Origin of the sequence: Burkholderia sp. lig30 (genome assembly GCF_000687455.2) — a bacterium.
GTDB lineage: Bacteria > Pseudomonadota > Gammaproteobacteria > Burkholderiales > Burkholderiaceae > Burkholderia.
The window spans coordinates 67,406-93,548 of the sequence record NZ_JGVW01000084.1 but is presented as its reverse complement, the minus strand read 5'-3'; the positions used below and the strand labels follow the sequence as shown (position 1 = coordinate 93,548).

The 26,143-nt window shown below is 66.2% G+C and carries 22 protein-coding genes and 9 tRNA genes; 23 read left to right on the top strand and 8 right to left on the bottom strand.

Features of this window, described 5'->3' with window-relative positions:
- Positions 1-3: 3 nt before the first annotated feature.
- From cyoB to LIG30_RS15300, 4 genes are all read left to right on the top strand, one after another.
- Positions 4-2,010, top strand: coding sequence for a cytochrome o ubiquinol oxidase subunit I (gene cyoB / locus LIG30_RS15315; protein ID WP_038713450.1), 2,007 nt, complete (start codon positions 4-6; stop codon positions 2,008-2,010).
- The gene (gene cyoC, locus LIG30_RS15310; protein ID WP_038713449.1) at positions 2,010-2,606 is read left to right on the top strand and encodes a cytochrome o ubiquinol oxidase subunit III; all 597 of its coding nucleotides are present in this window, start codon (positions 2,010-2,012) and stop codon (positions 2,604-2,606) included. The genes cyoB and cyoC overlap by 1 nt, the downstream gene beginning before the upstream one ends.
- Complete coding sequence (gene cyoD / locus LIG30_RS15305) at positions 2,607-2,939, top strand: cytochrome o ubiquinol oxidase subunit IV (protein ID WP_038713448.1); 333 nt, start codon at positions 2,607-2,609, stop codon at positions 2,937-2,939.
- Positions 2,940-3,275: 336 nt separating this feature from the next.
- Positions 3,276-3,653 carry a hypothetical protein gene (locus LIG30_RS15300; RefSeq protein WP_038713447.1) on the top strand — a complete coding sequence of 126 codons (378 nt, stop codon included), beginning with the start codon at positions 3,276-3,278 and terminating at the stop codon, positions 3,651-3,653.
- A 109-nt stretch (positions 3,654-3,762) separates the two neighbouring features.
- On the opposite strand, the gene fabI is transcribed toward LIG30_RS15300, so the two are convergent.
- Positions 3,763-4,554 (bottom strand): enoyl-ACP reductase FabI, encoded by a 792-nt coding sequence (fabI, locus tag LIG30_RS15295; protein WP_038713446.1) that lies wholly within the window; start codon positions 4,552-4,554, stop codon positions 3,763-3,765.
- Between the two features lie 119 nt (positions 4,555-4,673).
- Between fabI and LIG30_RS15290 the strand changes: the two genes are divergently transcribed.
- From LIG30_RS15290 to LIG30_RS15270, 5 genes are all read left to right on the top strand, one after another.
- Positions 4,674-6,569: an extracellular solute-binding protein gene (locus tag LIG30_RS15290; protein WP_038713445.1), complete on the top strand. Its 1,896-nt coding sequence runs from the start codon at positions 4,674-4,676 to the stop codon at positions 6,567-6,569.
- Between the two features lie 55 nt (positions 6,570-6,624).
- Positions 6,625-7,665 (top strand): microcin C ABC transporter permease YejB, encoded by a 1,041-nt coding sequence (locus tag LIG30_RS15285; protein WP_038713444.1) that lies wholly within the window; start codon positions 6,625-6,627, stop codon positions 7,663-7,665.
- A gap of 1 nt (position 7,666) precedes the next feature.
- Positions 7,667-8,764 (top strand): ABC transporter permease, encoded by a 1,098-nt coding sequence (locus LIG30_RS15280; RefSeq protein WP_038713443.1) that lies wholly within the window; start codon positions 7,667-7,669, stop codon positions 8,762-8,764.
- On the top strand, positions 8,761-10,383 hold the full coding sequence (locus LIG30_RS15275; protein ID WP_038713442.1) for an ABC transporter ATP-binding protein: 1,623 nt from the start codon (positions 8,761-8,763) through the stop codon (positions 10,381-10,383). The genes LIG30_RS15280 and LIG30_RS15275 overlap by 4 nt, the downstream gene beginning before the upstream one ends.
- Before the next feature lie 126 nt (positions 10,384-10,509).
- Positions 10,510-11,193, top strand: a complete 684-nt coding sequence (locus tag LIG30_RS15270; protein WP_038713441.1) for a C40 family peptidase — start codon at positions 10,510-10,512, stop codon at positions 11,191-11,193.
- A gap of 135 nt (positions 11,194-11,328) precedes the next feature.
- Here the strand turns inward: LIG30_RS15270 and LIG30_RS15265 are convergent, their stop codons facing one another.
- Complete coding sequence (locus LIG30_RS15265; protein ID WP_442856859.1) at positions 11,329-12,351, bottom strand: patatin-like phospholipase family protein; 1,023 nt, start codon at positions 12,349-12,351, stop codon at positions 11,329-11,331.
- Between the two features lie 157 nt (positions 12,352-12,508).
- Here LIG30_RS15265 and gltX point away from each other — a divergent pair, with 157 nt between their 5' ends.
- From gltX to LIG30_RS15210, 11 genes are all read left to right on the top strand, one after another.
- Positions 12,509-13,918: a glutamate--tRNA ligase gene (gene gltX / locus LIG30_RS15260; protein WP_038713439.1), complete on the top strand. Its 1,410-nt coding sequence runs from the start codon at positions 12,509-12,511 to the stop codon at positions 13,916-13,918.
- 115 nt (positions 13,919-14,033) lie between these two features.
- A tRNA-Ala gene (locus tag LIG30_RS15255) sits at positions 14,034-14,109 on the top strand.
- 131 nt (positions 14,110-14,240) lie between these two features.
- Positions 14,241-14,316 (top strand) — tRNA-Glu (locus LIG30_RS15250).
- Positions 14,317-14,395: 79 nt separating this feature from the next.
- A tRNA-Asp gene (locus LIG30_RS15245) sits at positions 14,396-14,472 on the top strand.
- Between the two features lie 64 nt (positions 14,473-14,536).
- Positions 14,537-14,612 (top strand) — tRNA-Glu (locus LIG30_RS15240).
- Between the two features lie 77 nt (positions 14,613-14,689).
- Positions 14,690-14,766: transfer RNA gene (locus LIG30_RS15235), tRNA-Asp, on the top strand.
- A gap of 64 nt (positions 14,767-14,830) precedes the next feature.
- A tRNA-Glu gene (locus LIG30_RS15230) sits at positions 14,831-14,906 on the top strand.
- Positions 14,907-14,983: 77 nt separating this feature from the next.
- Positions 14,984-15,060, top strand: a tRNA-Asp gene (locus LIG30_RS15225).
- Positions 15,061-15,124: 64 nt separating this feature from the next.
- Positions 15,125-15,200: transfer RNA gene (locus tag LIG30_RS15220), tRNA-Glu, on the top strand.
- Positions 15,201-15,277: 77 nt separating this feature from the next.
- Positions 15,278-15,354 (top strand) — tRNA-Asp (locus tag LIG30_RS15215).
- Between the two features lie 249 nt (positions 15,355-15,603).
- Positions 15,604-16,068, top strand: a complete 465-nt coding sequence (locus LIG30_RS15210) for a GNAT family N-acetyltransferase (RefSeq protein ID WP_038713474.1) — start codon at positions 15,604-15,606, stop codon at positions 16,066-16,068.
- An 89-nt stretch (positions 16,069-16,157) separates the two neighbouring features.
- Here the strand turns inward: LIG30_RS15210 and LIG30_RS15205 are convergent, their stop codons facing one another.
- Positions 16,158-17,039 (bottom strand): AraC family transcriptional regulator, encoded by an 882-nt coding sequence (locus LIG30_RS15205; protein WP_038713473.1) that lies wholly within the window; start codon positions 17,037-17,039, stop codon positions 16,158-16,160.
- Positions 17,040-17,225: 186 nt separating this feature from the next.
- Between LIG30_RS15205 and rraA the strand changes: the two genes are divergently transcribed.
- On the top strand, positions 17,226-17,720 hold the full coding sequence (gene rraA / locus LIG30_RS15200; RefSeq protein ID WP_038713438.1) for a ribonuclease E activity regulator RraA: 495 nt from the start codon (positions 17,226-17,228) through the stop codon (positions 17,718-17,720).
- Positions 17,721-17,924: 204 nt separating this feature from the next.
- Here rraA and aceB read toward each other — a convergent pair whose 3' ends face one another.
- Complete coding sequence (gene aceB / locus LIG30_RS15195; RefSeq protein ID WP_038713472.1) at positions 17,925-19,517, bottom strand: malate synthase A; 1,593 nt, start codon at positions 19,515-19,517, stop codon at positions 17,925-17,927.
- 67 nt (positions 19,518-19,584) lie between these two features.
- Complete coding sequence (locus tag LIG30_RS15190; RefSeq protein WP_038713471.1) at positions 19,585-20,343, bottom strand: haloacid dehalogenase type II; 759 nt, start codon at positions 20,341-20,343, stop codon at positions 19,585-19,587.
- Between the two features lie 158 nt (positions 20,344-20,501).
- On the opposite strand from LIG30_RS15190, the gene LIG30_RS15185 reads away from it, so the two are divergent.
- The gene (locus LIG30_RS15185; RefSeq protein ID WP_038713437.1) at positions 20,502-21,404 is read left to right on the top strand and encodes a LysR family transcriptional regulator; all 903 of its coding nucleotides are present in this window, start codon (positions 20,502-20,504) and stop codon (positions 21,402-21,404) included.
- A gap of 168 nt (positions 21,405-21,572) precedes the next feature.
- A complete protein-coding gene (locus LIG30_RS15180) occupies positions 21,573-22,007 on the top strand; it encodes a universal stress protein (protein WP_038713470.1) in 435 nt (144 codons plus the stop codon).
- Positions 22,008-22,204: 197 nt separating this feature from the next.
- Here LIG30_RS15180 and aceA read toward each other — a convergent pair whose 3' ends face one another.
- The 3 genes from aceA to LIG30_RS15165 all read right to left on the bottom strand — a co-directional run bounded on the left by aceA (position 22,205) and on the right by LIG30_RS15165 (position 26,076).
- On the bottom strand, positions 22,205-23,512 hold the full coding sequence (aceA, locus tag LIG30_RS15175) for an isocitrate lyase (RefSeq protein ID WP_038713469.1): 1,308 nt from the start codon (positions 23,510-23,512) through the stop codon (positions 22,205-22,207).
- A 388-nt stretch (positions 23,513-23,900) separates the two neighbouring features.
- On the bottom strand, positions 23,901-25,454 hold the full coding sequence (locus LIG30_RS15170; RefSeq protein WP_038713436.1) for a DEAD/DEAH box helicase: 1,554 nt from the start codon (positions 25,452-25,454) through the stop codon (positions 23,901-23,903).
- 352 nt (positions 25,455-25,806) lie between these two features.
- Entirely contained in the window at positions 25,807-26,076 is a 270-nt protein-coding gene (locus LIG30_RS15165; protein WP_038713435.1) for an acyl-CoA-binding protein, read from the bottom strand.
- Positions 26,077-26,143 lie beyond the last annotated feature (67 nt).

The window sequence follows — 26,143 nt, the reverse complement described above, 5'->3', positions numbered from 1 at the left end:
CGCATGTTCGGCAAACTGACACTCTCGGCGATCCCGTTCGATCAGCCCATCATCATGGGGGCGGGCGCCCTCATGGGGCTGGCCGTGCTGGGCATCCTCGCCGCTCTGACGCTCACCGGCAAATGGAAATGGCTGTGGACCGAATGGCTCACCACGGTCGACCACAAGCGGCTGGGCGTGATGTACATCATCGTCGCGTTCATCATGCTGCTGCGCGGCTTCGCCGACGCGATCATGATGCGCCTGCAGCTCGCGCTCTCGTACAACGGCCCCGGCTACCTGCCACCGCATCACTATGACCAGGTGTTCACCGCGCACGGCGTCATCATGATCTTCTTCATGGCGATGGTGTTCATGGTCGGCCTGATGAACCTGATCGTGCCGCTGCAGATCGGCGCGCGCGACGTCGCCTACCCGTTCATCAACTCGCTCTCCTTCTGGATGACGGCGGTCAGCGCGATCCTGATCAACATCTCGCTCGTGATCGGCGAATTCGCGCAGACCGGCTGGCTTGCGTATCCGCCGCTGTCGGAGCTGCAGTTCAGTCCGGGCGTGGGCGTCGACTACTACCTGTGGGCGCTGCAGATCTCGGGCGTCGGCACGCTGCTGACCGGCATCAACTTCTTCGTGACGATCATCAAGATGCGCGCGCCGGGCATGACGCTGATGAAGATGCCGGTGTTTACGTGGACCGCGCTGTGCACGAACGTGCTGATCATGGCGTCGTTCCCGGTCCTGACCGCGACGCTCGCGCTGCTCGGCCTCGACCGCTACCTCGGCATGCACTTCTTCACGAACGAAGCCGGCGGCAACGCGATGCTGTACCTGAACCTGATCTGGGCGTGGGGGCATCCGGAGGTGTACATCCTGGTCCTGCCGGCATTCGGGATTTTCTCGGAAGTCGTCGCGACCTACGCGAAGAAGCCGCTGTTCGGCTACAAGACGATGGTGTACGCGAGCTGCGCGATCATGGTGCTGTCGTTCCTCGTCTGGCTGCATCACTTCTTCACGATGGGCTCGGGCGCGAACGTCAATGCGTTCTTCGGGATCATGACGATGATCATCGCGATCCCGACCGGCGTGAAGGTGTTCAACTGGCTGTTCACGATCTATCGCGGCCGGCTCGAGTTCTCGACGCCGGTGCTGTGGACGATCGGCTTCATGGTCACGTTCACGCTCGGCGGCATGACCGGCGTGATGATGGCGATCCCCGGTGCCGACTTCGTGCTGCACAACAGCCTGTTCCTGATCGCGCACTTCCACAACGTGATCATCGGCGGCGTGCTGTTCGGCTATCTCGCGGGCTTCAACTACTGGTTCCCGAAGGCGTTCGGCTTCAAGCTGAACGAGAAGCTCGGCAAGGCCGCGTTCTGGTTCTGGCAGGTCGGCTTCTACGTCGCGTTCGTGCCGCTCTACGTGCTCGGCTTCATGGGCATGACGCGCCGCATCAACCATTACGACAACCCGGCATGGCATCCGTGGCTGCTGGTCGCCGCGTTCGGCGCCGTGCTGATCGCGATCGGCATCGGATGCCAGTTGCTGCAGCTCGTCGTCAGTATCCGCAACCGCAACCTGCCGGCCTACCGCGACACGACCGGCGATCCGTGGGGCGGCCGCACGCTCGAGTGGGCGATGGCCTCGCCGGCGCCCGCGTACAACTTCGCGGTGATCCCCGAAGTGCGCGAACTCGACGCGCTGGCCGACATGAAGGCGCGCGGGCACGGCCTCGGCAAGCAGGCGTCGTACCAGGACATCCACATGCCGTCGAATACCAGCGCGGGCCTGTTCATCGGGATCTTCAGCCTCGTGCTCGGCTTCGCAGGCGTATGGCACATCTGGTGGCTCGCGATCGCCGGGCTGGTCGGCATCGTCGCGACGCTCGTGATCTACAGCTCGCGTGACAACGACGGCTACTACATTCCCGCATCGACGGTCCGCGCGATCGAAGAGAAGCATCACCGCACGCGTGTGGCGACGCGCGTCGACGACGTAGAACTGGAGGCCAACTGATGCTGCAGAAAACCTTGAGCGTCAATCTGCACGATCATCCGCCGTCGCACTCGGTGTTCGGCTTCTGGCTGTACCTGATGACCGACTGCGTGATCTTCGCGGCGCTGTTCGCTGTGTACGCGGTGCTCGGCCCGCAGCATGCGGGCGGGCCGACCGCGAAGGATCTGTTCGACATTCCGGGCGTGGCGGTCGAGACCGCGGCGCTGCTGCTCTCCAGCATCACCTACGGTTTCGCGATGCTCGGCGCGCACCAGCACAAGCGCGGCGCGACGATCGGCTGGCTCGCCGTCACGTTCCTGCTCGGCGCCGCGTTCCTGTCGATGGAACTGCGCGAGTTCTCGCACCTGATCGCCGAAGGCGCGGGGCCGGGACGCAGCGCGTTCCTGTCGGCGTTCTTCACGCTGGTCGGCACGCACGGCCTGCACGTGACCGTCGGCCTCGTGTGGATGGTCGTGCTGGTCCTGCAGATCGCCGGCCGCGCCGAGCTGTCCGAGCGCGACATCCGCCGCCTGACGTGCCTGAGCCTGTTCTGGCACTTCCTCGACATCGTGTGGATCTGCGTGTTTTCCTTTGTCTATCTCGCGAGCGTGATCTAAATGGCCCAATCGCATTCGTCTCACCTCGAAGAAGGGCACGGCAGCATCGGCAGCTATGTCGCCGGCTTCATCCTGTCGGTCGTGCTGACGGCCGCGTCGTTCGGCCTCGTGATGGGCGGCGTGCTGTCGCCGCATGCGTCGCTGATCGCGATCGCCGCGCTCGCGTTCGTGCAGATCGTCGTGCATCTGGTGTACTTCCTGCACATGAACGGTTCGTCCAGCCAGCGCTGGAACGTGATGGCGTTCAGCTACACGGTGCTGACCGGCGCGATCGTGATCGTCGGGACGCTGTGGGTGATGCACAACGTCAGCATGAACATGATGTCCCGATAGCGCGACGCGGCGAGGGGCCTCCGCCTCGCCGACGTTCCGTCGCCGGCGCGGCCGGCGGCGACAGACGGCACGCAATGCGTGCCGTTTTCTTTTGCGCACGGCGGCGTGTGCCTGCGGATGGCGGGGCGGTCGCGGCCCGGCCGATGCGTGCCGCGCAGATGCCGTATCATCCGCGGCGGCGCGCCCGGGCCGACGCGACGGGCGCGGATGTTACAGGATGTAAGCGGCTCGACCGGGATGCGATCCCGCGCATCAGTTCTTACAAAGTGGAAATATGCGTGCGCGGCCGATGCCGCTATAGTCGAGTCACCAACGATTGAACCAGAAGGGGAGTCCATGAAGACCTTGCGTATTGCCTCGCTCATGACCGGTCTTACAGCCTTGCTCGTGTCGGGCGTAGCAATGGCGGGTGTCAGTGTCGGGATCAACGTCGGCGTGCCGGCGCCGGTCTACGTCGAGCCCGCGCCGGTGTACGCGCCGCCGCCGCCGCCCGTCGTGTACCAGCCGGCGCCCGTGTACGTCGCGCCCGCGCCGGCGATCGTGATGGGCTGGCACGGCGACCGTTACTGGGATGGCCGCCGCTACTGGGATCGCGACGACTGGTATCGCCACCACGGCCGCGACCACTGGGATCACGACCGCGGCGACCGTGGGGATCACGGCCGCGGCGACCATTGGGACCATGACCGCGGCCGCCATGAAGGCTGGCGTTGACGCGCGGCCCGCGCGCGATGCGGCACGGCCCCGCAGGCCATGAAAAAACCGCCCCTCGGGGCGGTTTTTCTTTGGCTGGGCGCAGCGGCGGGCGAGGCGCCCGCGCGGCTTATTCGTCGAGCCCGGCCATGCCGCCGACCACCGCGGAAAAGCCGCTGTCGACGTGCATGATCTCGGCCGTCACGCCGCTGGCGAGATCGGACAGCAGGAATGCGCCCGCGTTGCCGACCTGCTCGATCGTTACGTTGCGCTTGAGCGGCGCGTTGTGCTCGACGAAGTCGAGGATCTTGCCGAAGCTCTTGATGCCGCTTGCCGCGAGCGTCTTGATCGGGCCGGCCGAGATGCCGTTGACGCGAACGCCCTTCGCGCCGAGCGACACCGCGAGATAGCGCACGCTCGCTTCGAGCGACGCCTTCGCGAGGCCCATCGTGTTGTAGTTCGGGATGGCCCGTTCCGCGCCGAGATACGACAGCGTCAGCAGTGCCGCGTTGTCCGACAGCATCGGCAGCGCGGCCTTCGCGAGCGCGGGGAAGCTGTATGCGGAGATGTCATGCGCGATGCGGAAGTTCTCGCGCGTCATGCCGTCGAGGAAGTCGCCCGCGATCGCTTCGCGCGGCGCGAAGCCGATCGAGTGGACGACGCCGTCGAGCGTGTCCCAGTGCTGCTTCAGCGATGCGAACAGCGCGTCGATCTGCGCGTCGTCGGCCACGTCGCACGGGAACACCAGCTTGCTGTCGAATTCGGCCGCGAACTCGGTGATGCGGTCCTTGAAGCGGTCGCCGACATACGTGAACGCCAGTTCGGCGCCTTCGCGCTTGCAGGCCTGCGCGATGCCGTAGGCGATCGAGCGGTTCGACAGAAGGCCCGTCAGCAGAATACGTTTACCAGCGAGAAAGCCCATGAATTCTCCTATTTGATGCACGCGCACCCGTGCGGCGACGGGCGGCGGATGACTGTAATCGGTTTCGAGTGGGTAGAATTCTCTCACATTGCCACCTTCAATCGACTGACAGGGCCTTTATGACGACGGGTTCGCCCCGGGCCGCCGCCGCGCGCGCCCGATCCGGCGCGGCGGCGCGCGCGGCCGGCACGATGCGGGCCGCCTGCCGCGCGGCCGCCTGCCTGCTGGCGCAGGCGCTTTTCGCGGCGTCCGCCGCGCATGCGGCATATGCGATCGCGCAGTACGGCGCGCCGAAATATCCGCCGGGCTTCAAGCATTTCGACTACGTGAATCCGGATGCGCCGAAGGGCGGCACGCTGGTGCTGGCGAACCCGAGCCGCCTGACGTCGTTCGACAAGTTCAACCCGTACACGATGCGCGGCAATCCCGCGCCCGGCATCGACCTGCTGTTCGAGAGCCTGACGACGGGCAGCTCGGACGAGCCTGCGTCCGCGTACGGCCTGCTCGCGGACGACATCGCGGTCGCGCCGGACGGCCTGTCGGTCACGTTCCACCTGAATCCGCGCGCGCGCTTCTCGAACGGCGATCCGGTGACGGCGGAAGACGTCAAGTATTCGTTCGACACGCTGAAGAGCCGCCTGGCCGCGCCGCAGTTCGGCGCGTACTTCGCGGACATTTCGCGTGCGGTGATCGTCGATCCGGCCACCGTGCGCTTCGAGTTCCGCCGGCGCAATCGCGAGCTGCCGCTGATCGCGGGCGGCGTGCCGGTGTTCTCGCGCAAGTGGGGGCTGCGGCCGGACGGCACGCGCGTGCCGTTCGACCAGCTCGCATTCCAGGAGCCGATCGGCAGCGGGCCGTACCTGATCGAGCGCTACGACAGCGGGCGCACGATCACGTACCGGCGCAACCCCGCGTACTGGGGCGCCGGCCTGCCGGTGCGGGTCGGCACCTACAACTTCGAGCGGATCGTCTACAAGCTGTACGGGGACGGCGTCGCGCGTCTCGAGGCGTTCAAGGCCGGCGAATACGACGTGCTCGTCGAATACATCGCGCGCAACTGGGTGCGGCGCGACGTCGGCAAGCGCTTCGACAGCGGAGAGCTGATCAAGCGGGAATTCCGCCAGCACAACGGCGCCGGGATGCAGGGTTTCATGATGAACCTGCGCCGGCCGCAGTTTCGCGACGTGCGGGTGCGGCGCGCGCTCGACCTCGCGTTCGACTTCGAATGGCTGAACCGGCAGCTCTTCTACGGCGGCTACACGCGTCTTGACAGCTATTTCGCGGATACCAGCCTGCAGGCGACGGGCATGCCGGGCGCGGGCGAGCTGGCGCTGCTCGAGCCGTTGCGCGCGCAGCTCGACCCGGCGGTGTTCGGGCCGATGGTCACGCAGCCCGACACGAACCGGCCCGGCTCGCTGCGCGCGAACCTGCTCGAGGCGCGCGCACTCCTCGCCGAGGCCGGCTGGACATACCGCGACGGCGCACTGCGCAACGCGCAGGGCGAGCCGTTCACGTTCGAGATCCTCGACGATTCCGGCTCGGCGATGGAGCCGATCGTCACCGCGTACCAGCGCAACCTGGCGAAGCTCGGCATCGACGCGACGTTCCGCACCGCCGACTACGCGCTGCTGCAAAAGCGGCTCGACGCGTTCGACTACGACATGACGACGATCCGCTATCCGGGCGTGCAGGTGCCGGGCGCCGAGCAGTTCGCGCGCTTCGGCAGCAAGTTCGCCGACGTGCAGGGCTCGGACAACGTGATCGGGCTCAAGTCGCCGGCCGTCGACGCGCTGCTGCAGACGCTCGGCGCCGCGCAGACGCGCGAGCAGATGCTCGACGCGACCCACGCGCTCGATCGCGTGCTGATGCACGGCCGTTACGCGATCCCGCAGTGGTACAGCACGACGCACCGGATCGCGTACAAGCGCACGCTTGCCTATCCGACGGCGCTGCCGCTGTACTATTCGGCGGAGGGCTGGGTCGTGTCGACCTGGTGGATCAAGCCGGGCGGCTGACGCCTGCCGTGCGCGCCGCCGTCCCTTCATTGCCAATCACCGCGAGTTGCCGCCCATGTGGAGTTACATCCTCAAACGCCTGTTGCTGATGATCCCGACACTCGTCGGCGTGCTGACGATCACGTTCGCCGTGATCCAGTTCGTGCCGGGCGGCCCGGTCGAGCAGGCCGTGCAGGAGCTGCGAAAGGGCGCCGAGCAGGGCGCGGTGCCGTTCGGGATGCGCGCGCATACGGGCGTCGATCCGCAGCAGCTCGCGCAGCTCAAGGCGCTCTACGGCTTCGACAAGCCGCCGCTCGAGCGCTACGTGCTGATGCTCGAGCGCTTCGCGCGCTTCGATCTCGGCGACAGTTATTTCCGTCACCAGAGCGTCTGGTCGCTGATCGTGTCGAAGCTGCCGGTATCGATCAGCATCGGGCTCTGGACGTTCTTCCTCACCTACCTGATCTCGGTGCCGCTCGGCATCGCGAAGGCGGTGCGCAACGGCTCGCCGTTCGACCTCGCGACGAGCCTCGTCGTGCTGGTCGGCTACGCGATCCCCGGCTTCGTGCTCGGCGTGCTGCTGCTGGTGCTGTTCGGCGGCGGGTCGTTCTGGCAAATCTTCCCGCTGCGCGGCCTCACGTCGGACAACTTCGCCGAGCTGTCGACGATGGGCAAGATCCTCGACTATCTGTGGCACATCGCGCTGCCGATCACCGCGTCGGTCGTCGGCAGCTTCGCGGTCGTGACGATGCTGACCAAGAACGCGTTCCTCGACGAGATCCGCCGGCAATACGTACTGACCGCGCGCGCGAAAGGGCTGTCCGAGCGCAGCGTGCTGTGGAAGCACGTGTTCCGCAACGCGATGCTGCCGCTCGTCGTCGGCTTTCCGGCCGCGTTCATCGGCGCGTTCTTCACCGGCAGCCTGCTGATCGAGACGCTGTTCTCGCTCGACGGGCTCGGGCTGTTGTCCTACGAGTCGGTCGTGCGGCGCGATTATCCGGTCGTGCTCGGCACGCTGTACCTGTTTACGCTGATCGGGCTCGCGACCAAGCTGGTCTCCGATCTGTGCTACGTGTGGGTCGACCCGCGCATTCAATTCGAACAACTGGAGCGCTGACTTGAACCAAGCCGCCGTGCCTTCCCGCCTCGACGCCGCGCGTGCGCGCGTGTCGCCGTCGCCCGCGCGCCGGGTCTGGCGGCGTTTCACGCAGCAGCGCCTCGGCTACTGGAGCTTCATGATCTTCGTCGCCGCGTTCGCCGCCAGCCTCGCGGCGCCGCTGTGGTCGAACGACAAGCCGCTCGTCGTCCGCTATGACGGCCACTACTATTTCCCGATGTTCCATGCGTACCCGGAGACGGCCTTCGGCGGCGACTTCCCGACGCCCGCCGACTACCTCGATCCATACATCCAGAAGCGCCTCGCGGCGCCCGGCAACTTCGTCGTCTATCCGCCGAACCGCTACCACTACGACACGCTGAACTACTTCTCGAACGTGCCGAACCCCGCGCCGCCTTCGCGCGCGAACTGGCTCGGCACCGACGCGCAGGGGCGCGACCTGCTCGCGCGGCTCGTCTACGGATTTCGCGTGTCGGTCGAATTCGGGCTGATCCTGACCGCGATCGGCACGGTGCTCGGCATCTTGGCGGGCGCGGTGCAGGGCTTCTTCGGCGGGCGCATCGACATCGTCGGCCAGCGGCTGATCGAGATCTGGAGCTCGCTGCCGGAGCTGTACCTGCTGATCATCTTCGCGTCGATCTTCGAGCCGAGCTTCGTGCTGCTGATCGTGCTGCTGTCGCTGTTCGGCTGGATCGGGCTGTCCGACTACGTGCGCGCGGAATGCCTGCGCAACCGCACGCAGGACTACGTGCGCGCGGCGCGCGCGATGGGGCTGTCGAGCTGGCAGATCATCTGGCGCCACGTGCTGCCGAACAGCCTGACGCCCGTGATCACGTTCCTGCCGTTCCGGATGAGCGGCGCGATCCTCGCGCTTACCAGTCTCGACTTCCTCGGCCTCGGCGTGCCGCCGCCGACGCCGAGCCTCGGCGAGCTGCTCGCGCAGGGCAAGGGCAACCTCGACGCATGGTGGATCTCGCTGACGACGTTCGGCGTGCTCGTCACGACGCTGCTGCTGCTGACCTTCATGGGCGACGCGCTGCGCAACGCGCTCGACACGCGCATCGCCGACACCGCGCGCGCGGCCGGAGGCGGACGATGAGCGCCGTGGCCACGCCGCGGCAGGGCGAGCCGCTGCTGTCGATCGAGCGCCTGCGGGTGCGTTTCGGCGACACCGTCGCGGTCGACGAGGTGACGCTGTCGATCGGTCGCGGCGAGCGCGTCGCACTCGTCGGCGAGTCGGGTTCAGGCAAGAGCGTGACGGCGCTGTCGATCCTGCGCCTGCTGAGCGACGCCGACGTGAGCGGCACGATCCGCTTTGCCGGCGAGGATCTCGCGGGCAAGAGCGAGCGGGAGATGCGCGGGCTGCGCGGCTCGGACATCGCGATGATCTTCCAGGAGCCGATGACGGCGCTCAATCCGCTCTACACGATCGGCGCGCAGATCGCCGAGACGATCGTGCTGCACGACGGCGTGACGGCCGCCGAGGCGCGCACGCGCGCGATCGCGCTGCTCGCGCGCACCGGGATCGCCGAGCCGGACAAGCGGGTCGACAGCTATCCGCACCAGCTGTCCGGCGGGCAGCGGCAGCGCGTGATGATCGCGATGGCGCTCGCGTGCCGGCCGCGCCTTCTGCTTGCCGACGAGCCGACCACCGCGCTCGACGTGACGATTCGCGCGCAGATCGTCGATCTGCTGCTGGAGTTGCAGCGCGAGGAAGCCGAAAAGCGCGGCATGGCGATCCTGCTGATCACGCACGACCTGAACCTGGTGCGGCGCTTCGCCGAACGCGTCGCGGTGATGGAGCGGGGCCGGCTCGTCGAGAGCGGGCCGGTCGAGCAGATATTCGACGCCCCCGAGCATCCCTATACGCAGCGTCTGTTGCACAGCCGGCCGCAACGCACCGTCGCGCCGGTGCTGCCGATCGCACCCGTCGTGCTCGAGGCGCGCGACGTGAGCGTGCGGTTCGCGCGCCCGCGCCCGGGCATCGCCGGCTGGTTCAAGCCGGCGTATTTCACGGCCGTGTCCGATGCGAGCGTGGCCGTGCGGCAAGGCGAGACACTCGGCATCGTCGGCGAGTCCGGCTCCGGCAAGTCGACGCTCGCGATGGCGCTGCTCGGGCTGCAGAAGACCGCGCACGGCGAGATCGAATTCCAGGGCCGCGCGCTGTCGGACTATCGCGGCCGCGAGCAGACCGCGCTGCGAGCAAGCATGCAGGTCGTGTTCCAGGATCCGTTCAGTTCGCTGTCGCCGCGCCAGACGATCGAGCGGATCGTCGGCGAGGGGCTCGCGCTGCATCGCCCGGACCTGTCGGCCGACGCGCGCCGAGCGAAGTCGCTCGCGGTGCTGCGCGAGGTGGGGCTGGACCGGACCGTGATGCAGCGTTACCCGCACGAGTTCTCGGGCGGCCAGCGCCAGCGCATCGCGATCGCGCGCGCGCTCGTGGTCGAGCCGCGCGTGTTGATCCTTGACGAGCCGACCTCGGCGCTCGACGTGTCGATCCAGCAGCAGGTGCTGAAGCTGCTCGCGAGCCTGCAGCAGAAATACAACCTCGGCTATGTGTTCATCAGTCACGACCTGGAGGTGATCGGCGCGATGGCGCACCGGGTCGCGGTGATGCAGGGCGGCGAGATCGTCGAGTCCGGCGATGTCGATGACATTTTTATGAAACCGTCACATCCGTACACGCAAAAACTGCTGAAATCGGTCTGGCGTGAGTGAATCGCCCCAATGGTGCGGGTATCCCGATTGAATTTTCCTATTCACTTTGACAAACGATTACTCGCTGGCTACTATCGATCAAAATTTTCGCCAATCAGCTGATTTTTAAGCACAATCCATCGACCAATGCAGCACAGATCCCTGACCCAGGTATGCGCGCGGGCCCTCGCCGGGATGTTCGTCGGCGCTCTTTTCGCTGCAGCTCCCGGCGCGTTCGCCGACGAAGCGAGCAACTTTAATCAAAATGCCGCATTTTCGACTCAATCCGGGTCGAATTCCTCTTCGAGTGCGCAGGCAAACGTTCAACCGGCCACCGAAGGCGGCGGTGCGAAGTCGTTCCTGTCCGGCATGGCGGGGAAGGCGGGCGACGTCGTCGTCGGCGCGCTGAACATGATCGGCGTGCGTTACCGCTGGGGCGGCAACACGCCCGATTCGGGCCTCGATTGCAGCGGCTTCGTCCGCTACGTGTTCCAGGACACGCTCGGCATGTCGCTGCCGCGCCGCGCCGAGGAAATGAGCCGCGTCGGCGAGAAGGTGCGCATGAGCGAGCTCAAGCCGGGCGATCTCGTGTTCTTCAACACGCTGCGCCGTTCGTTCTCGCACGTCGGCATCTACATCGGCGACAACAAATTCGTGCATTCGCCGTCGACCGGCAGCACGGTGCGTGTCGACGATCTCGATAGCGGCTACTGGGAACAGCGTTTCAACGGCGCGCGCCGCATCGAGACGCAGTTCCAGATGAAGCCGGAAGAGTTGCGCCAGCGCGTGCGCGCGACGCTCGGCAACGACGCGATGAACGGCGGTAACTGAGCGCCACGCCGCGCCGGTTGAACCCGAAGAAAAAACCCTGCAGCCTTCGGGCTGCAGGGTTTTTTCTTTTGGCAGGCAGCAGGCAGGCGCGCTTCGCGAAGCCGCGCCCGCCCGCTCGCTGCCCGGGACCGCCGCTTACGCGGTGGCCGCGCGGGCGGTGGCGAGCTTGCGCTGCAGTTCGGGCATGATGCGTGCCACGGCTTCCTCGCCGGCGAGGATCGCCGCATTGCGCTGGTTGAAGTCGCTGCCGCCCATCGCGGCGAGATTCGGGCGGATCACGACGTCGGCATACTTGTCGAGCTCGTAGGTCTTGATCGTCTGGCCCATGATCGTAAACGTCTGCATCAGCATGTCGATCGGGTTGCTGGTCGGCGCGCCTTCCGGGCGCGACGAGATGTCCACCGCGATCACGAAGTCCGCGCCCATCTTGCGCGCGTACGACGCGGGCACCGGGCTCACGAGCCCGCCGTCGACGTATTCGCGGTTGCCGATCCTCACCGGCTCGAACACCGACGGCACGCTGCACGACGCGCGTACCGCGAGGCCCGTGTTGCCGTGCTGGAACAGGATCGGCTGGCCGCTTTGCAGATCCGTCGCGACGATGCCGAGCGGCTTCGCCATCTTCTCGATCGGGCGGTTGTTGAGCGTCTTGTTGAGGAAGTTCTGCAGCGCGACGCCCTGCAGCAGGCCGCGCGATCGGAACGGCAGCGCCCAGTCGCTGATCGCCGCCTGGTCCATCTCGAGCGCGAGCTTGTTCATCTGCAGCGCATTCATGCCGGACGCGTAAAGCGCGCCGACGACCGAGCCCGCGCTCGTGCCCGCGACCAGCTCGACCGGGATGCTGCGTGCTTCGAGGGCCTTCAGCACGCCGATGTGCGCGAAGCCGCGCGCGGCGCCGCCGCCAAGCGCGATGCCGATGCGCACCGGTTTTTCGCGCGGCTGCGCGGGATTGGCGGGCGACGCGGTGTCGGAGCGGCTCTTGCCGCCGAGCGACGTGCAGGCGGCGAGGCTCGCGCAGGCACTGGCAATCACGAAATGGCGGCGCGACGGGCGAGGGGAAGACATCGAAAACTCTCCAGCTTCGGGCGGCGGGCGGTGCGCCCGCGGCGCCGGTACGTTCCAGAAGGCGGCGCCGGCTGGCGGCCGCGGCGCGCACATCATAAAGCAAGCGGCGCGCGCTGCACGCAGTGTCCGGGCGAGTATAATTCCGGCTTCTTTCCGTTCCGGGTGCCGGCTGCCCCGCGTTGCAGCGCGGCTGGCCCCGTCGAACCCGCGTCGATTCAATCATGCGCCTCTGGCGTCCGAGTTACCGCTTATGACCCATCCTGTCCGTACCCGCTTCGCGCCGAGCCCCACCGGCTTCATCCATCTGGGCAACATCCGTTCCGCGCTCTATCCGTGGGCGTTCGCCCGCAAGATGAAAGGCACGTTCGTGCTGCGCATCGAGGACACCGATGTCGAGCGTTCGACCGAGGCGTCGGTCGACGCGATCCTCGAAGGGATGAAGTGGCTCGAGCTCGATTTCGACGAAGGCCCGTTCTACCAGATGCAGCGGATGGACCGCTATCGCGAGGTGCTCGCGAAGATGGCCGACGACGGTCTCGTCTACCCGTGCTACATGTCGACCGAGGAACTGGATGCGCTGCGCGAGCGTCAGCGCGAAGCCGGCGAGAAGCCGCGCTACGACGGCACGTGGCGTCCCGAGCCGGGCAAGGTGCTGCCCGAGCCGCCCGCCGGCGTGAAGCCCGTGCTGCGCTTCCGCAACCCGCTCACCGGCACCGTCGCATGGGACGATGCGGTGAAGGGCCGCATCGAGATCTCGAACGAAGAGCTCGACGATCTCGTGATCGCGCGTCCGGACGGCACGCCGACCTACAACTTCTGCGTGGTGGTCGACGATCTCGACATGCGGATCACGCACGTGATCCGCGGTGACGATCACGTGAACAACACGCCGCGCCAGATCAACATCCTGCGCGCGCTGGGCGGCGAGGTGCCGGTGTATGCGCACCTGCCGACCGTGCTCAACGAGCAGGGCGAGAAGATGAGCAAGCGTCACGGCGCGATGAGCGTGATGGGCTACCGCGACGCCGGCTATCTGCCGGAGGCGGTGCTGAACTATCTGGCGCGCCTCGGCTGGTCGCACGGCGACGCGGAGATCTTCTCGCGCGAGCAGTTCGTCGAGTGGTTCGATCTGGAGCATCTCGGCAAGTCGCCGGCGCAGTACGACCACGACAAGCTGAACTGGCTGAACAACCACTACATCAAGGAAGCGGACAACGCGCGCCTTGCCGGGCTGTCCGGGCCGTTCTTCGCCGCGCTCGGCATCGACGAGGGCGCGCTGGCGAACGGGCCTGACCTTGAGGGTGTGATGGGCCTGATGAAGGATCGCGCGTCGACGATCAAGGAGATCGCGGACGGCGCGGCGATGTTCTACCGCGTGCCCGCGCCCGACGCCGAGGCGCTCGCGCAGCACGTGACCGATACGGTGCGTCCGGCGCTGGCGGAACTGGCGGCGGCGCTGAAGACGATCGAGTGGAACAAGGAGTCGATCGCTGCGGCGCTGAAGGCGGCGCTGTCCGCACACAAGCTGAAGATGCCGCAGCTCGCGATGCCGGTGCGCCTGCTGGTGGCGGGCACGACGCACACGCCGTCGATCGATGCGGTGCTGATGCTGTTCGGCCGTGACGTGGTGGTGTCGCGTATCGAGTCGGCGCTCGCGTAAGGTGAGGGTGGTGCGAAGCTGTCCGCTGACGGCTTCGCAAAAATTTCACTCGAATCGCAAAAAAGGTATTTACAAACGAAAAATAGGCCCCTATAATTTCACTTCTGTTCTGCAAGGGGGTATAGCTCAGCTGGGAGAGCGCTTGCATGGCATGCAAGAGGTCAGCGGTTCGATCCCGCTTACCTCCACCAACAGAACGGTAAATCGCTGAGTGAAGCGGGCAGTAAAAAAAGCTTCACAAAACGATTTAAAACAGTCAGAATCTCGGTCTTCGCTGTTGACGTAAATGAATGGCGAAACCAGACAGATCTGAAAAGATTATGTCCCCTTCGTCTAGAGGCCTAGGACATCACCCTTTCACGGTGAGTACAGGGGTTCGAATCCCCTAGGGGACGCCAGATTCGGCGTCACTTCGATGAGAAGCGGTGCAGCTTGCGGGAGTTTGATCGACGCCCGCAAGTGACGGTTAAAGTAGTTGGAGCGGTAGTTCAGTTGGTTAGAATACCGGCCTGTCACGCCGGGGGTCGCGGGTTCGAGTCCCGTCCGCTCCGCCAGAACGAAGCCCGTTCAAGACATTTTTTGAGCGGGCTTTTGTATTAAAGATGTAAGCTGTACGTTGTCCCCTTCGTCTAGAGGCCTAGGACATCACCCTTTCACGGTGAGTACAGGGGTTCGAATCCCCTAGGGGACGCCAGATTCGGCGTCGTTCGAGTGTTCGATCGATGCGCCGGCAGGAAATGACCGACGCCTGCCAGGTAGTGAAGCAAGACTGGAGCGGTAGTTCAGTTGGTTAGAATACCGGCCTGTCACGCCGGGGGTCGCGGGTTCGAGTCCCGTCCGCTCCGCCAGAACGAAGCCCGTTCAAGACATTTTTTGAGCGGGCTTTTGTATTAAAGATGTAAGCTGTACGTTGTCCCCTTCGTCTAGAGGCCTAGGACATCACCCTTTCACGGTGAGTACAGGGGTTCGAATCCCCTAGGGGACGCCAGATTCGGCGTCGTTCGAGTGTTCGATCGATGCGCCGGCAGGAAATGACCGACGCCTGCCAGGTAGTGAAGCAAGACTGGAGCGGTAGTTCAGTTGGTTAGAATACCGGCCTGTCACGCCGGGGGTCGCGGGTTCGAGTCCCGTCCGCTCCGCCAGAACGAAGCCCGTTCAAGACATTTTTTGAGCGGGCTTTTGTATTAAAGATGTAAGCTGTACGTTGTCCCCTTCGTCTAGAGGCCTAGGACATCACCCTTTCACGGTGAGTACAGGGGTTCGAATCCCCTAGGGGACGCCAGATTCGGCGTCGTTCGAGTGTTCGATCGATGCGCCGGCAGGAAATGACCGACGCCTGCCAGGTAATGAAGCAAGACTGGAGCGGTAGTTCAGTCGGTTAGAATACCGGCCTGTCACGCCGGGGGTCGCGGGTTCGAGTCCCGTCCGCTCCGCCAAACAATAAATGCCCGCCTTGTGCGGGCATTTTTGTTTTTGACCACAGGTGCCCGCTTGCGGGCACGCCGCTGCGGGGTGGGGGGAGCCGCCCGCGCGACTTCCGGCGGGACATCGAAGAGATGCGCGTGCACACGCTCAGCGGCCTGCGGGACGTAGGCGAGTCCCGTCCGCGCCGATGCGTGCAAATCGCAATTGCATCCGTGCCGCGCTGCGCTATCGTGACGGCATGCGTCAACAATAGCCGCGCGATGCTCGACCCTACCGACCTCCGACTTGTCTTTCAGCTTCGTCCGGCAGAGCCCGGCGATTTTCCGTTTGCCGAAGCGCTCACGCACGGCAACATGGGCGGCTATTACAAGCGCCACGGCCTCGTCTGGCGCGGCGACCTGTTCTATGCGAGCTGGTGCGAATCGGAGAACTTCATCCTCGAAGCCGACGGCGAACGCATCGGCATGCTGCGCATCACCGAAGAGGGTGACTCGCTGCATATCCGCGACGTGCAGATCGCCGCCGGCCATCGCGGCAAGGGCGCGGGCACCTACCTGCTCGAGACGTCGCACCGCTGGGCGAAAGCGCGCGGCCTGAGCGAGCTGCAACTGCGGGTGTTCGTCGACAACCCCGCTGCGCGCCTCTACCTGCGCATGGGTTATCGCGTCTCAGGTCCCCGGCTTGCGCAACTCGGGTCGATCCGCCGTATGGTGCGGCCGGTCTGACATGTCGCGGGGCTGGCGCAAGCCCGCCACACGCCCGCCACACGCCCGCCACACGCCCGCCACACGCCCGCCACACGCGAGAATCGCTCCTAGCTTCCGGCTGCGTCACCGGCCTCGCTGTCATGCAACCCACCGTGCGCGGCCGGCGTTTCGCCGGGCGGCGGTTCCTGACCGCGCAGCATGAACGCGCGCGGGCTTTCACCGAATGCACGCCGGAACATCGCGGAAAACGCACTCTGGCTTTGATAGCCGAGTTCGCGTGCGATATGCGACAGCGGGCGTCCCTGGTTCAGCAGCGGAATCGCCCGCGCGAGCAGCGCCTGCTGCCGCCATTGCGAAAAGCTCACTCCCAGCTCGTGCTTGAACAGACGGGAAATCGTGCGCGTGCTGGCGCCGACTTCGGCCGCCCAGTGTTCGAGCGATTCCACGTGCGCGGGTTGTGCGAGCACGGCTTCGCACAACATGCGCAGCCGCTTTTCGTCGGGCATCGGCACCGCGAGCGGCAGCGGTTCTGCGTGACTCAGCTCGTCGAGCACGAGTGCGCAAAGCAGGCGCTCTCGCGTGGCGCCCAGCTCGCGTGCGTCGAGCGCGACGATCAGTTCGCGCAGCAGGCCCGACACTTCGACGACGCGGCACGCATCGAGACCGTCCGGCACGACCGATTCGTCGACGTACAGCGTGCGCAGGTACGCGTCCTCGACGACCACGACTTCGTGCGTGACGTGCGGCGGCACCCAGATCGCGCGCGATGGCGGCACCATCCATGTCGTGCCGGCGGTCGCGACGCGCAGCACGCCGCGCGACGCATACGCCATCTGCGCCCACGCGTGCGTGTGGCGCGGCACCCGTACGCCTGCGGCGAGCGGACGCGCGCGCACCCGCATCGGGTGGACGTCCGTCGGCGCGAATTCCGGCGGAATGTCGATGACGTCGATATGGACAGGGACGGCGGCCCGAGCGGACGGATTCATGGGGGAGATCAGGTGCGGCTTGGCGACGCGGGACGATGCCGTCATTGTAGAAGGGCGCGCGTCTGGGTGCGCGTCGGGAATTTTTCGGTCGATAATGCGAGCTTCGAATTGACTCTGGTCGACAGCTTTGCATCGGACCAGCAATTACTGCTAGCGCATTAACCTTGGTCGACAGGAGACGACGACATGACCTTTGCGACAACCGATCTTTGCGACGCCCATGAAGACAAGCTCGCAGCCGGCACGCTGCGCGTGCTCGAGCCGGCGCTGCGCGCGTATGGCGGCACGGCACGCTTTGCCGGCCCGGTCGCGACGCTGAAGCTGTTCGAGGACAACACACTGGTGCGCGCCGCGCTCGAGCAGGACGGCGCGGGCCGCGTGCTGGTCGTCGACGGCGGCGGCAGCATGCGCTGCGCGCTCGTCGGCGGCAATCTCGGCGCACTGGCTGAGAAGAACCACTGGGCCGGGATCGTGGTGAACGGATGCGTGCGCGATTCGGATGAACTGAACGCGTGCAACGTCGGCGTGCTCGCGCTCGCGACGCATCCGCGCAAGAGCGACAAGCGCGGCGTCGGCGAATGCGACGTGCCCGTCACGGTGCTCGGCACGCGGATCGCACCGGGCGAGTGGATCTATGCTGATGCGGACGGCGTGCTGGTCAGCGACGCGCCGCTGACCTAACGCGGCAATGAGCCCGTTGCGCCGCATGCGGCAGCGGGCATGCCGCACATCGAATCGGGCGGCTGGGTCAAGTGTCGGCGCGAGCCCGCGAGCGCGTGACACCGGCTCCCGGCCGAGTCCGTAAACGAAGAAGCGCCCCGAGGGGCGCTTCTTCGCTGTGACGACCAGCGCGCGAAGCCGACTGCGCTTCGCGCCGCTGCGCGGTCAGATTTCCTCGTAGAGCGGCAGCGTGAGGAATTCGGTGAACGTCTCCGACGTCGACATCTGTTCGAAGATCACCGCGGCGCGCTCATACGGCGTCGTGTCGCCGCCGACCGTCTTCTTGACGTTCTCGAGCTCGACCTTCGCGTAGTCGCGCACGAGCTCGGCCGTGACCTTGCGGCCGTCCTCGAGCGTGCCCTTCGGCGAGCGGATCCACTGCCACACCTGCGAGCGGGAGATCTCGGCCGTCGCCGCGTCTTCCATCAGGTTGTGGATCGGCACGCAGCCGTTGCCCGCGAGCCAAGAGCCGAGATAGTGGATGCCCACGTTGATGTTGTTGCGCAGGCCAGCCTCGGTGATCGGCGCTTCCGGCTGGAAGTTGAGCAGGTCACGACCTTCGATCTGCACGTCGTCGCGCTGCTTGCCGATCTGGTTCTGCTTGTCGCCGAGCACCTTGACGAATTCCTCCATCGCGAGCGGCACGAGGCCCGGGTGCGCGACCCAGCCGCCGTCGTAGCCGTCGGTCGCGTCGCGCGCCTTGTCCGCGCGCACGCCGGCCATCGCCTTGTCGTTCGCTTCCGGGTCGTTCTTGATCGGGATCAGCGCGCTCATGCCGCCGATCGCCGGCGCGTTGCGCTTGTGGCAGGTCTTGAGCAGCAGCAACGCGTACGCGCGCATGAACGGCACCGTCATCGTGATCTTCGAGCGGTCCGCGAGGCAGAAGTCGCGGTCGTTCTTGAACTTCTTGATCGCCGAGAAGATGTAGTCCCAGCGGCCCGCGTTCAGGCCCGAGCTGTGCTCGCGCAGTTCATAGAGGATTTCGTCCATCTCGAACGCGGCGAGGATCGTCTCGATCAGCACCGTCGCGCGGATCGTGCCGCGCGGAATGCCGACGCGCTCCTGCGCGGCGATGAAGATGTCGTTCCAGAGGCGTGCCTCCAGGTGGCTTTCCATCTTCGGCAGGTAGAAGTACGGGCCGGAGCCGCGCGCGATCAGTTCCTTCGCGTTGTGGAACAGGTAGAGCGCGAGATCGAAGATGCCGCCGGACACGCGCTGGCCGTCGACCGTCACGTGCTTCTCGTCGAGGTGCCAGCCGCGCGGACGCACGATCAGCGTCGCGATCTTGTCGTTCAGCTTGTACGACTTGCCGTTCTGCTCGAGCGAGATCGTGCGGCGCACGGCGTCGCGCAGGTTGATCTGGCCGTCGATCTGGTTCGTCCAGCTCGGCGCGTTCGAATCCTCGAAGTCCGTCATGTACGAATCGGCGCCCGAGTTCAGCGCGTTGATGATCATCTTGCGCTCGACCGGGCCGGTGATTTCGACGCGGCGGCACTGCAGGTCGGCGGGAAGTGCCGCAACCTTCCAGTCGCCTTCGCGGATGGCCTTCGTGTCGGCCAGGAAATCGGGGCGCTCGCCGGCGTCGAGGCGCTTCGTGCGCTCGGCGCGCACTTGCAGGAGCGCCTGGCGGCGCGATTCGAACGTGCGATGCAGCGTCGCGACGAGCTCGAGTGCGTCGGGCGTCAGGATCGCTTCGTAGCCCGGCTTGATTTCGCCGGTGATCGCCATGCCTTGCGGCAGCGTGAGCGTGGTGGTCATGAGTGTCATCTCCTTGGTGGTCATTGCAATTTCGGTAAAGCGGGAAAGGCCGGCAGCGATGCGTGCGTCACGCGCCCGGGCCGGGGCGCGCGCGGTTCGCATGCCTGCCTGGCGAAGCCGGGGCGGCGAGGAAGGCGAGCAGGTCGGCCATGCCGGCACCGGTGCCGTCGGGCGGTGCGCCCAGTTCCTCGGGCGGCGCGCCGGTGCGATTGAGCCAGAACGTCGTGTAGCCGAACCAGCCGGCGCCCGTCACGTCCCATCCGTTCGACGAGACGAACACGATGTCGCGCGGCGGGGCGCCGAACGCGTCGGTGCCCAGCGCATACGCGGCCGCGCTCGGCTTGTATGCGCGCACCGCGTCGACCGACAGCACGCGGTCGAACAGGCCGTTCATCCCGGCGCTCTTGATCGCGATGTCGAGCATCTGCGGATTGCCGTTCGACAGGATCGCGAGCTGCGGCCGCGGCGCGCGCGCGCGCAGCTCGCGCAGCGCGGGCACCGCGTCGGGGTAGCTCGACAGGCACGCGTATTCGTCCATCAGCCGCTTCTCGGCGGTACCGTCGAGCGCGAGGCCGAGCGATCGGGCGGAAAAGCGCAGCGCGTCGAGCGTGACGTCCCAGAACGGCCGGTAGCGGCTGCCGGCGGGATCGGCCAGCGTGCGAAGCTGCGAATACTCGAGCTGCTTGCGCCGCCACAGCTGCGACAGCCGCTCGCCGTGCCCGGGGAACAGCTGCTCCGCCGCGGCCACGACCGCATGCACGTCGAACAGCGTGCCGTATGCGTCGAAGAGGATGGCTCGGGGGGAGAGTGCCGTGGTGGCCGACATCGCGTTGCGCTCCATGTTCAGCGGTCAATGACGATTCTATTAATGATCGCCATCGGCGAAAAAGTCTCTAAACATCACTTGATCTTTTACTTTTACATACCTAATCTGGGGCGGTTTCCGTCAACCTGACCGGGCGGCCAATGCCGCCCGCCCGATGCATGGACCGGTTCAAGCAAATCGAAACGTTCGCCGCGGTCGCGGCGAAAGGCAGCCTGTCGGCGGCGGCGCATGCGGAAGGGGTCGCACCCGCGATCATCGGCCGCCGTCTCGACGCGCTCGAAGAGCGGCTCGGCGTGAAGCTCCTCGTGCGCACGACGCGCAAGCTCACGCTGACGTTCGAAGGCTCGGCATTCCTCGAGGATTGCCAGCGCATCATCCACGACATGCAGAACGCCGAGGCGAGCGTGTCCGCGGGCGGGGTCAAGGCGAGCGGCCATCTGCGGATTTCCGCGCCGGCCGGTTTCGGGCGGCGTCACGTCGCGCCCCTCGTGCCCGATTTCACGGGCGCGCATCCGGACGTCTCGGTGACGCTCGACCTGTCCGACCGGATGGTCGACCTCGTCAACGAGGGCTTCGACTGTGCGGTCCGGCTCGGCGCATTGGCCGATTCGTCGCTGGTGTCGCTGAAGCTCGGCGAGAATCGCCGCGTGTGCGTCGCGTCGCCTGCGTACCTGGCGCGGCGCGGCACGCCGCAGACGCTCGCGGAACTGGCCCGCCACAACTGTCTCGCGCTCGCCGCGAACGCGAACCAGCAGCGCGGCTGGTCGTTCCTGGAGGATGGCAAGCCCGTGTCGATCCGCGTGAGCGGCACGATGGAATGCTCGGACGGCGCCGTGCTGCGCGAATGGTGCGTTGCAGGGCATGGTCTTGCATGGCGTTCGTGGTGGGAAGTCGGGGCGGACATCGCGGCCGGGCGACTCGTCAGCGTGCTCGATGCGTTCGCCGCCCCGCCGATCGGCATCCACGCGGTGTTTCCGCAGCGGCGCCACTTGCCGCTGCGCGTGCGGCTCTTTCTCGACTACCTGAAGCACACGTACGAGCGGCCGGGTTATTGGGGGTGAAGCCTGGGCCGGGGCGGCGCCCGCGTGTTTTCGATATGAGGGCGAACCCGCTGCCCGGGCGGGCGGCGGGTTTTCGCACACTACAATCGAAGCAGGAACACCGGGTGCGTCATGGCCGCGGCGTGCGGCGGCATGGCACACCGGGTGCGATTGCCGATGGAGGCCGCGATGTTCAAGCACATCCTCGTTCCCACCGACGGCACCGATCTGTCGAAAAAGGCGATCGATGGCGCGATCGATCTGGCCCGTGCGGTCGGCGCGCGCGTGACCGCCTACGCCTGCCTGCCGCAATATCCTTACTCGCCGTTTTCCGAGGTGATCATCGAGCCGCCCGCCGATTTCAGGGCGCGCAGCGAGCGTGAGGCACGTGCGCATCTCGACGAAGTGAAGTCGGCCGCGCAGCAGGCGGGGGTCGAATGCGACAGCTGGACGAGCGTGCATCCGTCGCCGTATCTCGGCATCATCGAAGCGGCCGAACGCGGCGGCTGCGACGTGATCTTCATGGCGTCGCACGGCCGGCGCGGGCTGGGCAGCCTCCTGATCGGAAGCGAGACGCAGCGCGTGCTGACCCATACGAAAATTCCGGTGATCGTCTATCGATAGGCGTTGCGGGCGGAGCAAAAGACGCGCCGGGCAGGGGCCGGCGCGCAATGTCGTGTGCGGCCCGCAGGCCGCGCGGCCGATCGTGCGCCCGGCAACCGCGCACGTCAGGCCGCCTCCCCCTGTTCATCGTCCCGGACGAACGCCGACGCCGCGCCGTCGCATGACCGGCGGGCGTCGGCACGACGCCGTGTGGCGTCTTACGCGACCTTGTTGCCCTCGAAGAACTGCTCGTCTTCGGTCGAGCCGTGCAGGGCGGTCGTCGACGCTTCGCGCTCGACCGTCTGCGTGACGGCGTCGAAGTAGCCGGTACCGACTTCGCGCTGGTGCTTGACCGCGGTGAAGCCCTTTTCGGCAGCCGCGAACTCGGCTTGCTGCAGTTCGACGAATGCGCTCATCTGCGTGCGGGCATAGCCGTGCGCGAGGTTGAACATCGAGTAGTTCAGCGCATGGAAGCCGGCCAGCGTGATGAACTGGAACTTGTAGCCCATCGCGCCGAGCTCCTTCTGGAACTTCGCGATCGTTGCGTCGTCGAGGTTCTTCTTCCAGTTGAACGACGGCGAGCAGTTGTACGACAGCAGCTTGCCCGGGAATTGCTTGTGGATCGCTTCCGCGAACTTCTTCGCGTACTCGAGATCCGGCTTGCCCGTTTCGCACCAGATCAGGTCGGCATACGGCGCGTAGGCCAGGCCGCGCGAGATTGCCTGGTCGAGGCCCGGCTTCGTGCGGAAGAAGCCTTCGACCGTGCGCTCGCCCGTCAGGAACGGCTTGTCGTTGTCGTCGATGTCGGACGTGATCAGGTCGGCTGCTTCAGCGTCGGTGCGCGCGACCAGCACGGTCGGCGTGCCCATCACGTCGGCCGCGAGACGCGCCGCCGACAGCTTCGCCACGGCTTCGCGCGTGGGCACGAGCACCTTGCCGCCCATGTGGCCGCACTTCTTCACCGAAGCGAGCTGATCCTCGAAGTGGACGCCCGAAGCGCCGGCTTCGATCATCGCCTTCATCAGTTCGAACGCGTTCAGCACGCCGCCGAAGCCGGCTTCCGCGTCAGCGACGATCGGCGCGAAGAAATCGACGTAGCCTTCGTCGCCCGGGTTCTTGCCTTCCGACCACTGGATCTGGTCGGCGCGCGTGAGCGTGTTGTTGATGCGCTTGACGACGAGCGGCACCGAGTTCGCCGGGTACAGCGACTGGTCCGGGTACATTTCGCCCGCGACGTTCGCGTCGCCTGCGACTTGCCAGCCCGACAGGTAGATCGCCTTCAGGCCGGCCTTCACCTGCTGCATTGCCTGGTTGCCGGTCAGCGCACCGAGCGCGTTGACGAACGGCTCGTTGTTCACGAGGCTCCACAGCTTTTCGGCGCCGCGCCTGGCAAGCGTGTGCTCGATCTGAACCGAGCCGCGCAGACGGATCACGTCTTCCGCCGTGTACGCGCGCTTGATGCCCTTCCAGCGCGGATCGGTTTCCCATTGCTTCTGCAATTCCAGTGCCTGTTGCTGACGCGACATGGTGTGCTCCTTGAAGTGCGTGTTGCCTGAAGTGATGAATCCGATGGTGCGGCGATCCACGAAGCGGGGCGGAGAGCGGCGTTCCGTTTTGTGATGTCTTGTATAAGAGTCTAGGCAACTCCGATGGTGCGATACAGCGGCTTTTTCAGGAAGTGTATAAAATTTTTATACTTTTAAATCAGGTATTTATTGTGACTGTTTTGCAATGAGAAACGTATTTTTCCATGCTGCAATGGCACGGGTTGTGCCACGCAACATGATTTTTACGACGCAGAAATTTTTTTCGCATCGTGAAATTTTCTGTGGGCAAAAAAAAACCGGTGCCGAAGCACCGGTTGGCTGTCATCGCGGGGGCGACGGGCGGCCGAACTGCGCCGCCCGCAGGCCTTTACGACGCGGAATTGCCGCGACGCGGGCTGCGCTGGCCGTCGCTGCGGCGGCCGCCGCCGTAGCCTTCGCGGCTGCCGCCCGGCTTGCCGCTCCAGCCGCCGCCGTTGCCGCCATTGCCGCCGTATCCCTGGCGGCCGTTGCTGTGACCGCTGCTGCCCGGCTTGCCGCCGAAGCGACGGCCGCCATTGCCGCCATTGCCGCCGGGGCGGCCGCGGCCCGGGCCGCGATCGTTGCGCGGCGGCGCCTTGCGCGGCTCGAAGCCTTCGACCACGTTGACGGGCAGCGGCGCGCGCACGAAACGCTCGATGCGCTTGAGCGCGCCTTGCTCGGCGTGATGCACGAGGCTCACCGCGATGCCCGAGCGGCCCGCGCGGCCGGTACGGCCGATGCGGTGCACGTAGTCTTCGGCGAACTTCGGCAGGTCGTAGTTGAACACGTGCGTGATGCCCGGGATGTCGATCCCGCGCGCCGCGACGTCCGTTGCGACCAGCACGCGCACGCGGCGCTCGCGCAGCGCGCGGATCGTGCGGTTGCGCGCGCCTTGCGGCAGGTCGCCGTGCAGCGCGGCGGACTCGAAGCCCGCGTCCGCGAGACGGCCGGCGAGCTGGTCGGCGTCGATCTTCGTTGCGGTGAAGATGATCGCCTGGTCGAGCGCGTCGTCGCGCAGCAGGTGGTCGAGCAGGCGATCCTTGTGATCGCGGTCGTCGACGTAGTGCACGCTTTGCGCGATGTTCGTGCGCGACTCGAGGCGCTGCGTGATCTCGATACGCTCCGGGTCCTTCAGCAGGCGGCTCGTCAGCGAGCCGATCTTGCCGTCGAGCGTTGCCGAGAACAGCATCGTCTGACGCGATTCCGGCGTCGCCGCGACGATCGTCTCGATGTCGTCGATGAAGCCCATGTCGAGCATGCGGTCAGCTTCGTCGAGGACGAGCATCTTCAGCTCGGACAGGTCGATGCGGCCGCGCTCCAGATGGTCGAGCAGGCGGCCCGGCGTCGCGACGAGGATTTCCGGGTTCTTGGCGAGCAGCATCAGCTGCTGGCCGTAGGCCACGCCGCCGAGGATGCTGACCGTGCGCAGGCGGCGCAGGTGCTTGCCGTAGGTCGTGGCGGCCGTCGTGACCTGCATCGCGAGCTCGCGGGTCGGCGTCAGCACGAGCAGGCCCGGGCGTGCGACCGGCTGCGGGCGGCGGCCGCGGCGATCGCCGCCGTTCGGCTCGCGCGGCGTGCGCGGCTGTTGCGCCTGCGCCTTCTGCAGCTGCGCGAAACGCTCGATCGCGGGCAGCATGAAGGCGGCCGTCTTGCCCGAGCCGGTCGGGCTCGACACCAGCAGATCGCGCCCGGCGATGCCCGCCGGAATCGCGCGCTGCTGAACCGGCGTCGGCTTCACGTAGCCGGCGGCCTCCAGCGCGGAGACGATCTCCGGAGACAGCCCGAGCGACGCGAAGGTCGGCTCGTCGGCGGCCGGCGCGGCTGCGGCCGGCGCTGCGTCGTCGAGGCCGAGCGCCTGATCGGCGATCGCGTTGAGCGGGCTGGGGTTGATGCTCGAAGTCATAACAATCCTTGAAACACAGTGGGTGAAACGTCGGCGCCAATCGCGCATACCCAAGTCGTCGGATTCAGCGAGCAAATCGGGAAACGGGTGCAATCCGCCGGACATGCGGCGGATGAGGCTAGAAGCTGTTTTGGGTGCGGCGCGCCCTGGGGGCGGTGCCGCCAGCCTGATAATTGACGGCCAGCGAGGCCGAAGCAGGAGGGGACAGGTTCTAAACCGGATTGGAGCTTAACGCTACGAGGCGTCTGGCCGTATCGGCCAAGTGGGCCGGAGTCGGATGTGACGCAGCCGGCATTATAGCGATTCTTGCTGCGCTGCGCCACCCCAATCGTTGAATTGCGTGGGCGGGCGCTCAGGACGCCGTGCCGTTCTTCAGCGATTCGACGAGTTCGACATATTGTTGTTTTGCTGCATCGGGGGCGGTGCCCTTGAGCGCTTCCCACGCGTCGTACTTGTACTTGCCGACGATATCGGTGAAGCCCGGCTTGTCGCCGTGAGCGTCGCCGTCGGTCGCCTGCTTGAAGAGCGCGTAGAGGCGCAGCAGCGTCAGGTTGCCGGGGCGCTCGGTCAGCGCCTTGACGTCGATCTGGGCCTGGTTGAAGTGGGCGGTGAGGTCGCTCATCGGGTGTCTCCATTAAGGGTTCGAGTCGAACGATCTTAGCAAGCGCGTCGGCGCGGCGGGTCGAGCG

Bases quoted from the DNA above. Each gene is read 5' to 3' on its own strand.
- LIG30_RS15270 (WP_038713441.1), top strand. From the start codon at position 10,510: ATGCAGCACAGATCCCTGACCCAGGTATGCGCGCGGGCCCTCGCCGGG.
- LIG30_RS15165 (WP_038713435.1), bottom strand. From the start codon at position 26,076: ATGAGCGACCTCACCGCCCACTTCAACCAGGCCCAGATCGACGTCAAG.
- fabI (WP_038713446.1), bottom strand. From the start codon at position 4,554: ATGGGCTTTCTCGCTGGTAAACGTATTCTGCTGACGGGCCTTCTGTCG.
- gltX (WP_038713439.1), top strand. From the start codon at position 12,509: ATGACCCATCCTGTCCGTACCCGCTTCGCGCCGAGCCCCACCGGCTTC.
- LIG30_RS15205 (WP_038713473.1), bottom strand. From the start codon at position 17,039: ATGAATCCGTCCGCTCGGGCCGCCGTCCCTGTCCATATCGACGTCATC.
- rraA (WP_038713438.1), top strand. From the start codon at position 17,226: ATGACCTTTGCGACAACCGATCTTTGCGACGCCCATGAAGACAAGCTC.
- LIG30_RS15265 (WP_442856859.1), bottom strand. From the start codon at position 12,351: ATGTGCGCGCCGCGGCCGCCAGCCGGCGCCGCCTTCTGGAACGTACCG.
- LIG30_RS15185 (WP_038713437.1), top strand. From the start codon at position 20,502: ATGGACCGGTTCAAGCAAATCGAAACGTTCGCCGCGGTCGCGGCGAAA.
- LIG30_RS15300 (WP_038713447.1), top strand. From the start codon at position 3,276: ATGAAGACCTTGCGTATTGCCTCGCTCATGACCGGTCTTACAGCCTTG.
- LIG30_RS15170 (WP_038713436.1), bottom strand. From the start codon at position 25,454: ATGACTTCGAGCATCAACCCCAGCCCGCTCAACGCGATCGCCGATCAG.
- aceB (WP_038713472.1), bottom strand. From the start codon at position 19,517: ATGACCACCACGCTCACGCTGCCGCAAGGCATGGCGATCACCGGCGAA.
- cyoC (WP_038713449.1), top strand. From the start codon at position 2,010: ATGCTGCAGAAAACCTTGAGCGTCAATCTGCACGATCATCCGCCGTCG.
- LIG30_RS15190 (WP_038713471.1), bottom strand. From the start codon at position 20,343: ATGTCGGCCACCACGGCACTCTCCCCCCGAGCCATCCTCTTCGACGCA.
- aceA (WP_038713469.1), bottom strand. From the start codon at position 23,512: ATGTCGCGTCAGCAACAGGCACTGGAATTGCAGAAGCAATGGGAAACC.
- cyoD (WP_038713448.1), top strand. From the start codon at position 2,607: ATGGCCCAATCGCATTCGTCTCACCTCGAAGAAGGGCACGGCAGCATC.
- cyoB (WP_038713450.1), top strand. From the start codon at position 4: ATGTTCGGCAAACTGACACTCTCGGCGATCCCGTTCGATCAGCCCATC.
- LIG30_RS15290 (WP_038713445.1), top strand. From the start codon at position 4,674: ATGACGACGGGTTCGCCCCGGGCCGCCGCCGCGCGCGCCCGATCCGGC.
- LIG30_RS15285 (WP_038713444.1), top strand. From the start codon at position 6,625: ATGTGGAGTTACATCCTCAAACGCCTGTTGCTGATGATCCCGACACTC.
- LIG30_RS15275 (WP_038713442.1), top strand. From the start codon at position 8,761: ATGAGCGCCGTGGCCACGCCGCGGCAGGGCGAGCCGCTGCTGTCGATC.
- LIG30_RS15180 (WP_038713470.1), top strand. From the start codon at position 21,573: ATGTTCAAGCACATCCTCGTTCCCACCGACGGCACCGATCTGTCGAAA.
- LIG30_RS15210 (WP_038713474.1), top strand. From the start codon at position 15,604: ATGCTCGACCCTACCGACCTCCGACTTGTCTTTCAGCTTCGTCCGGCA.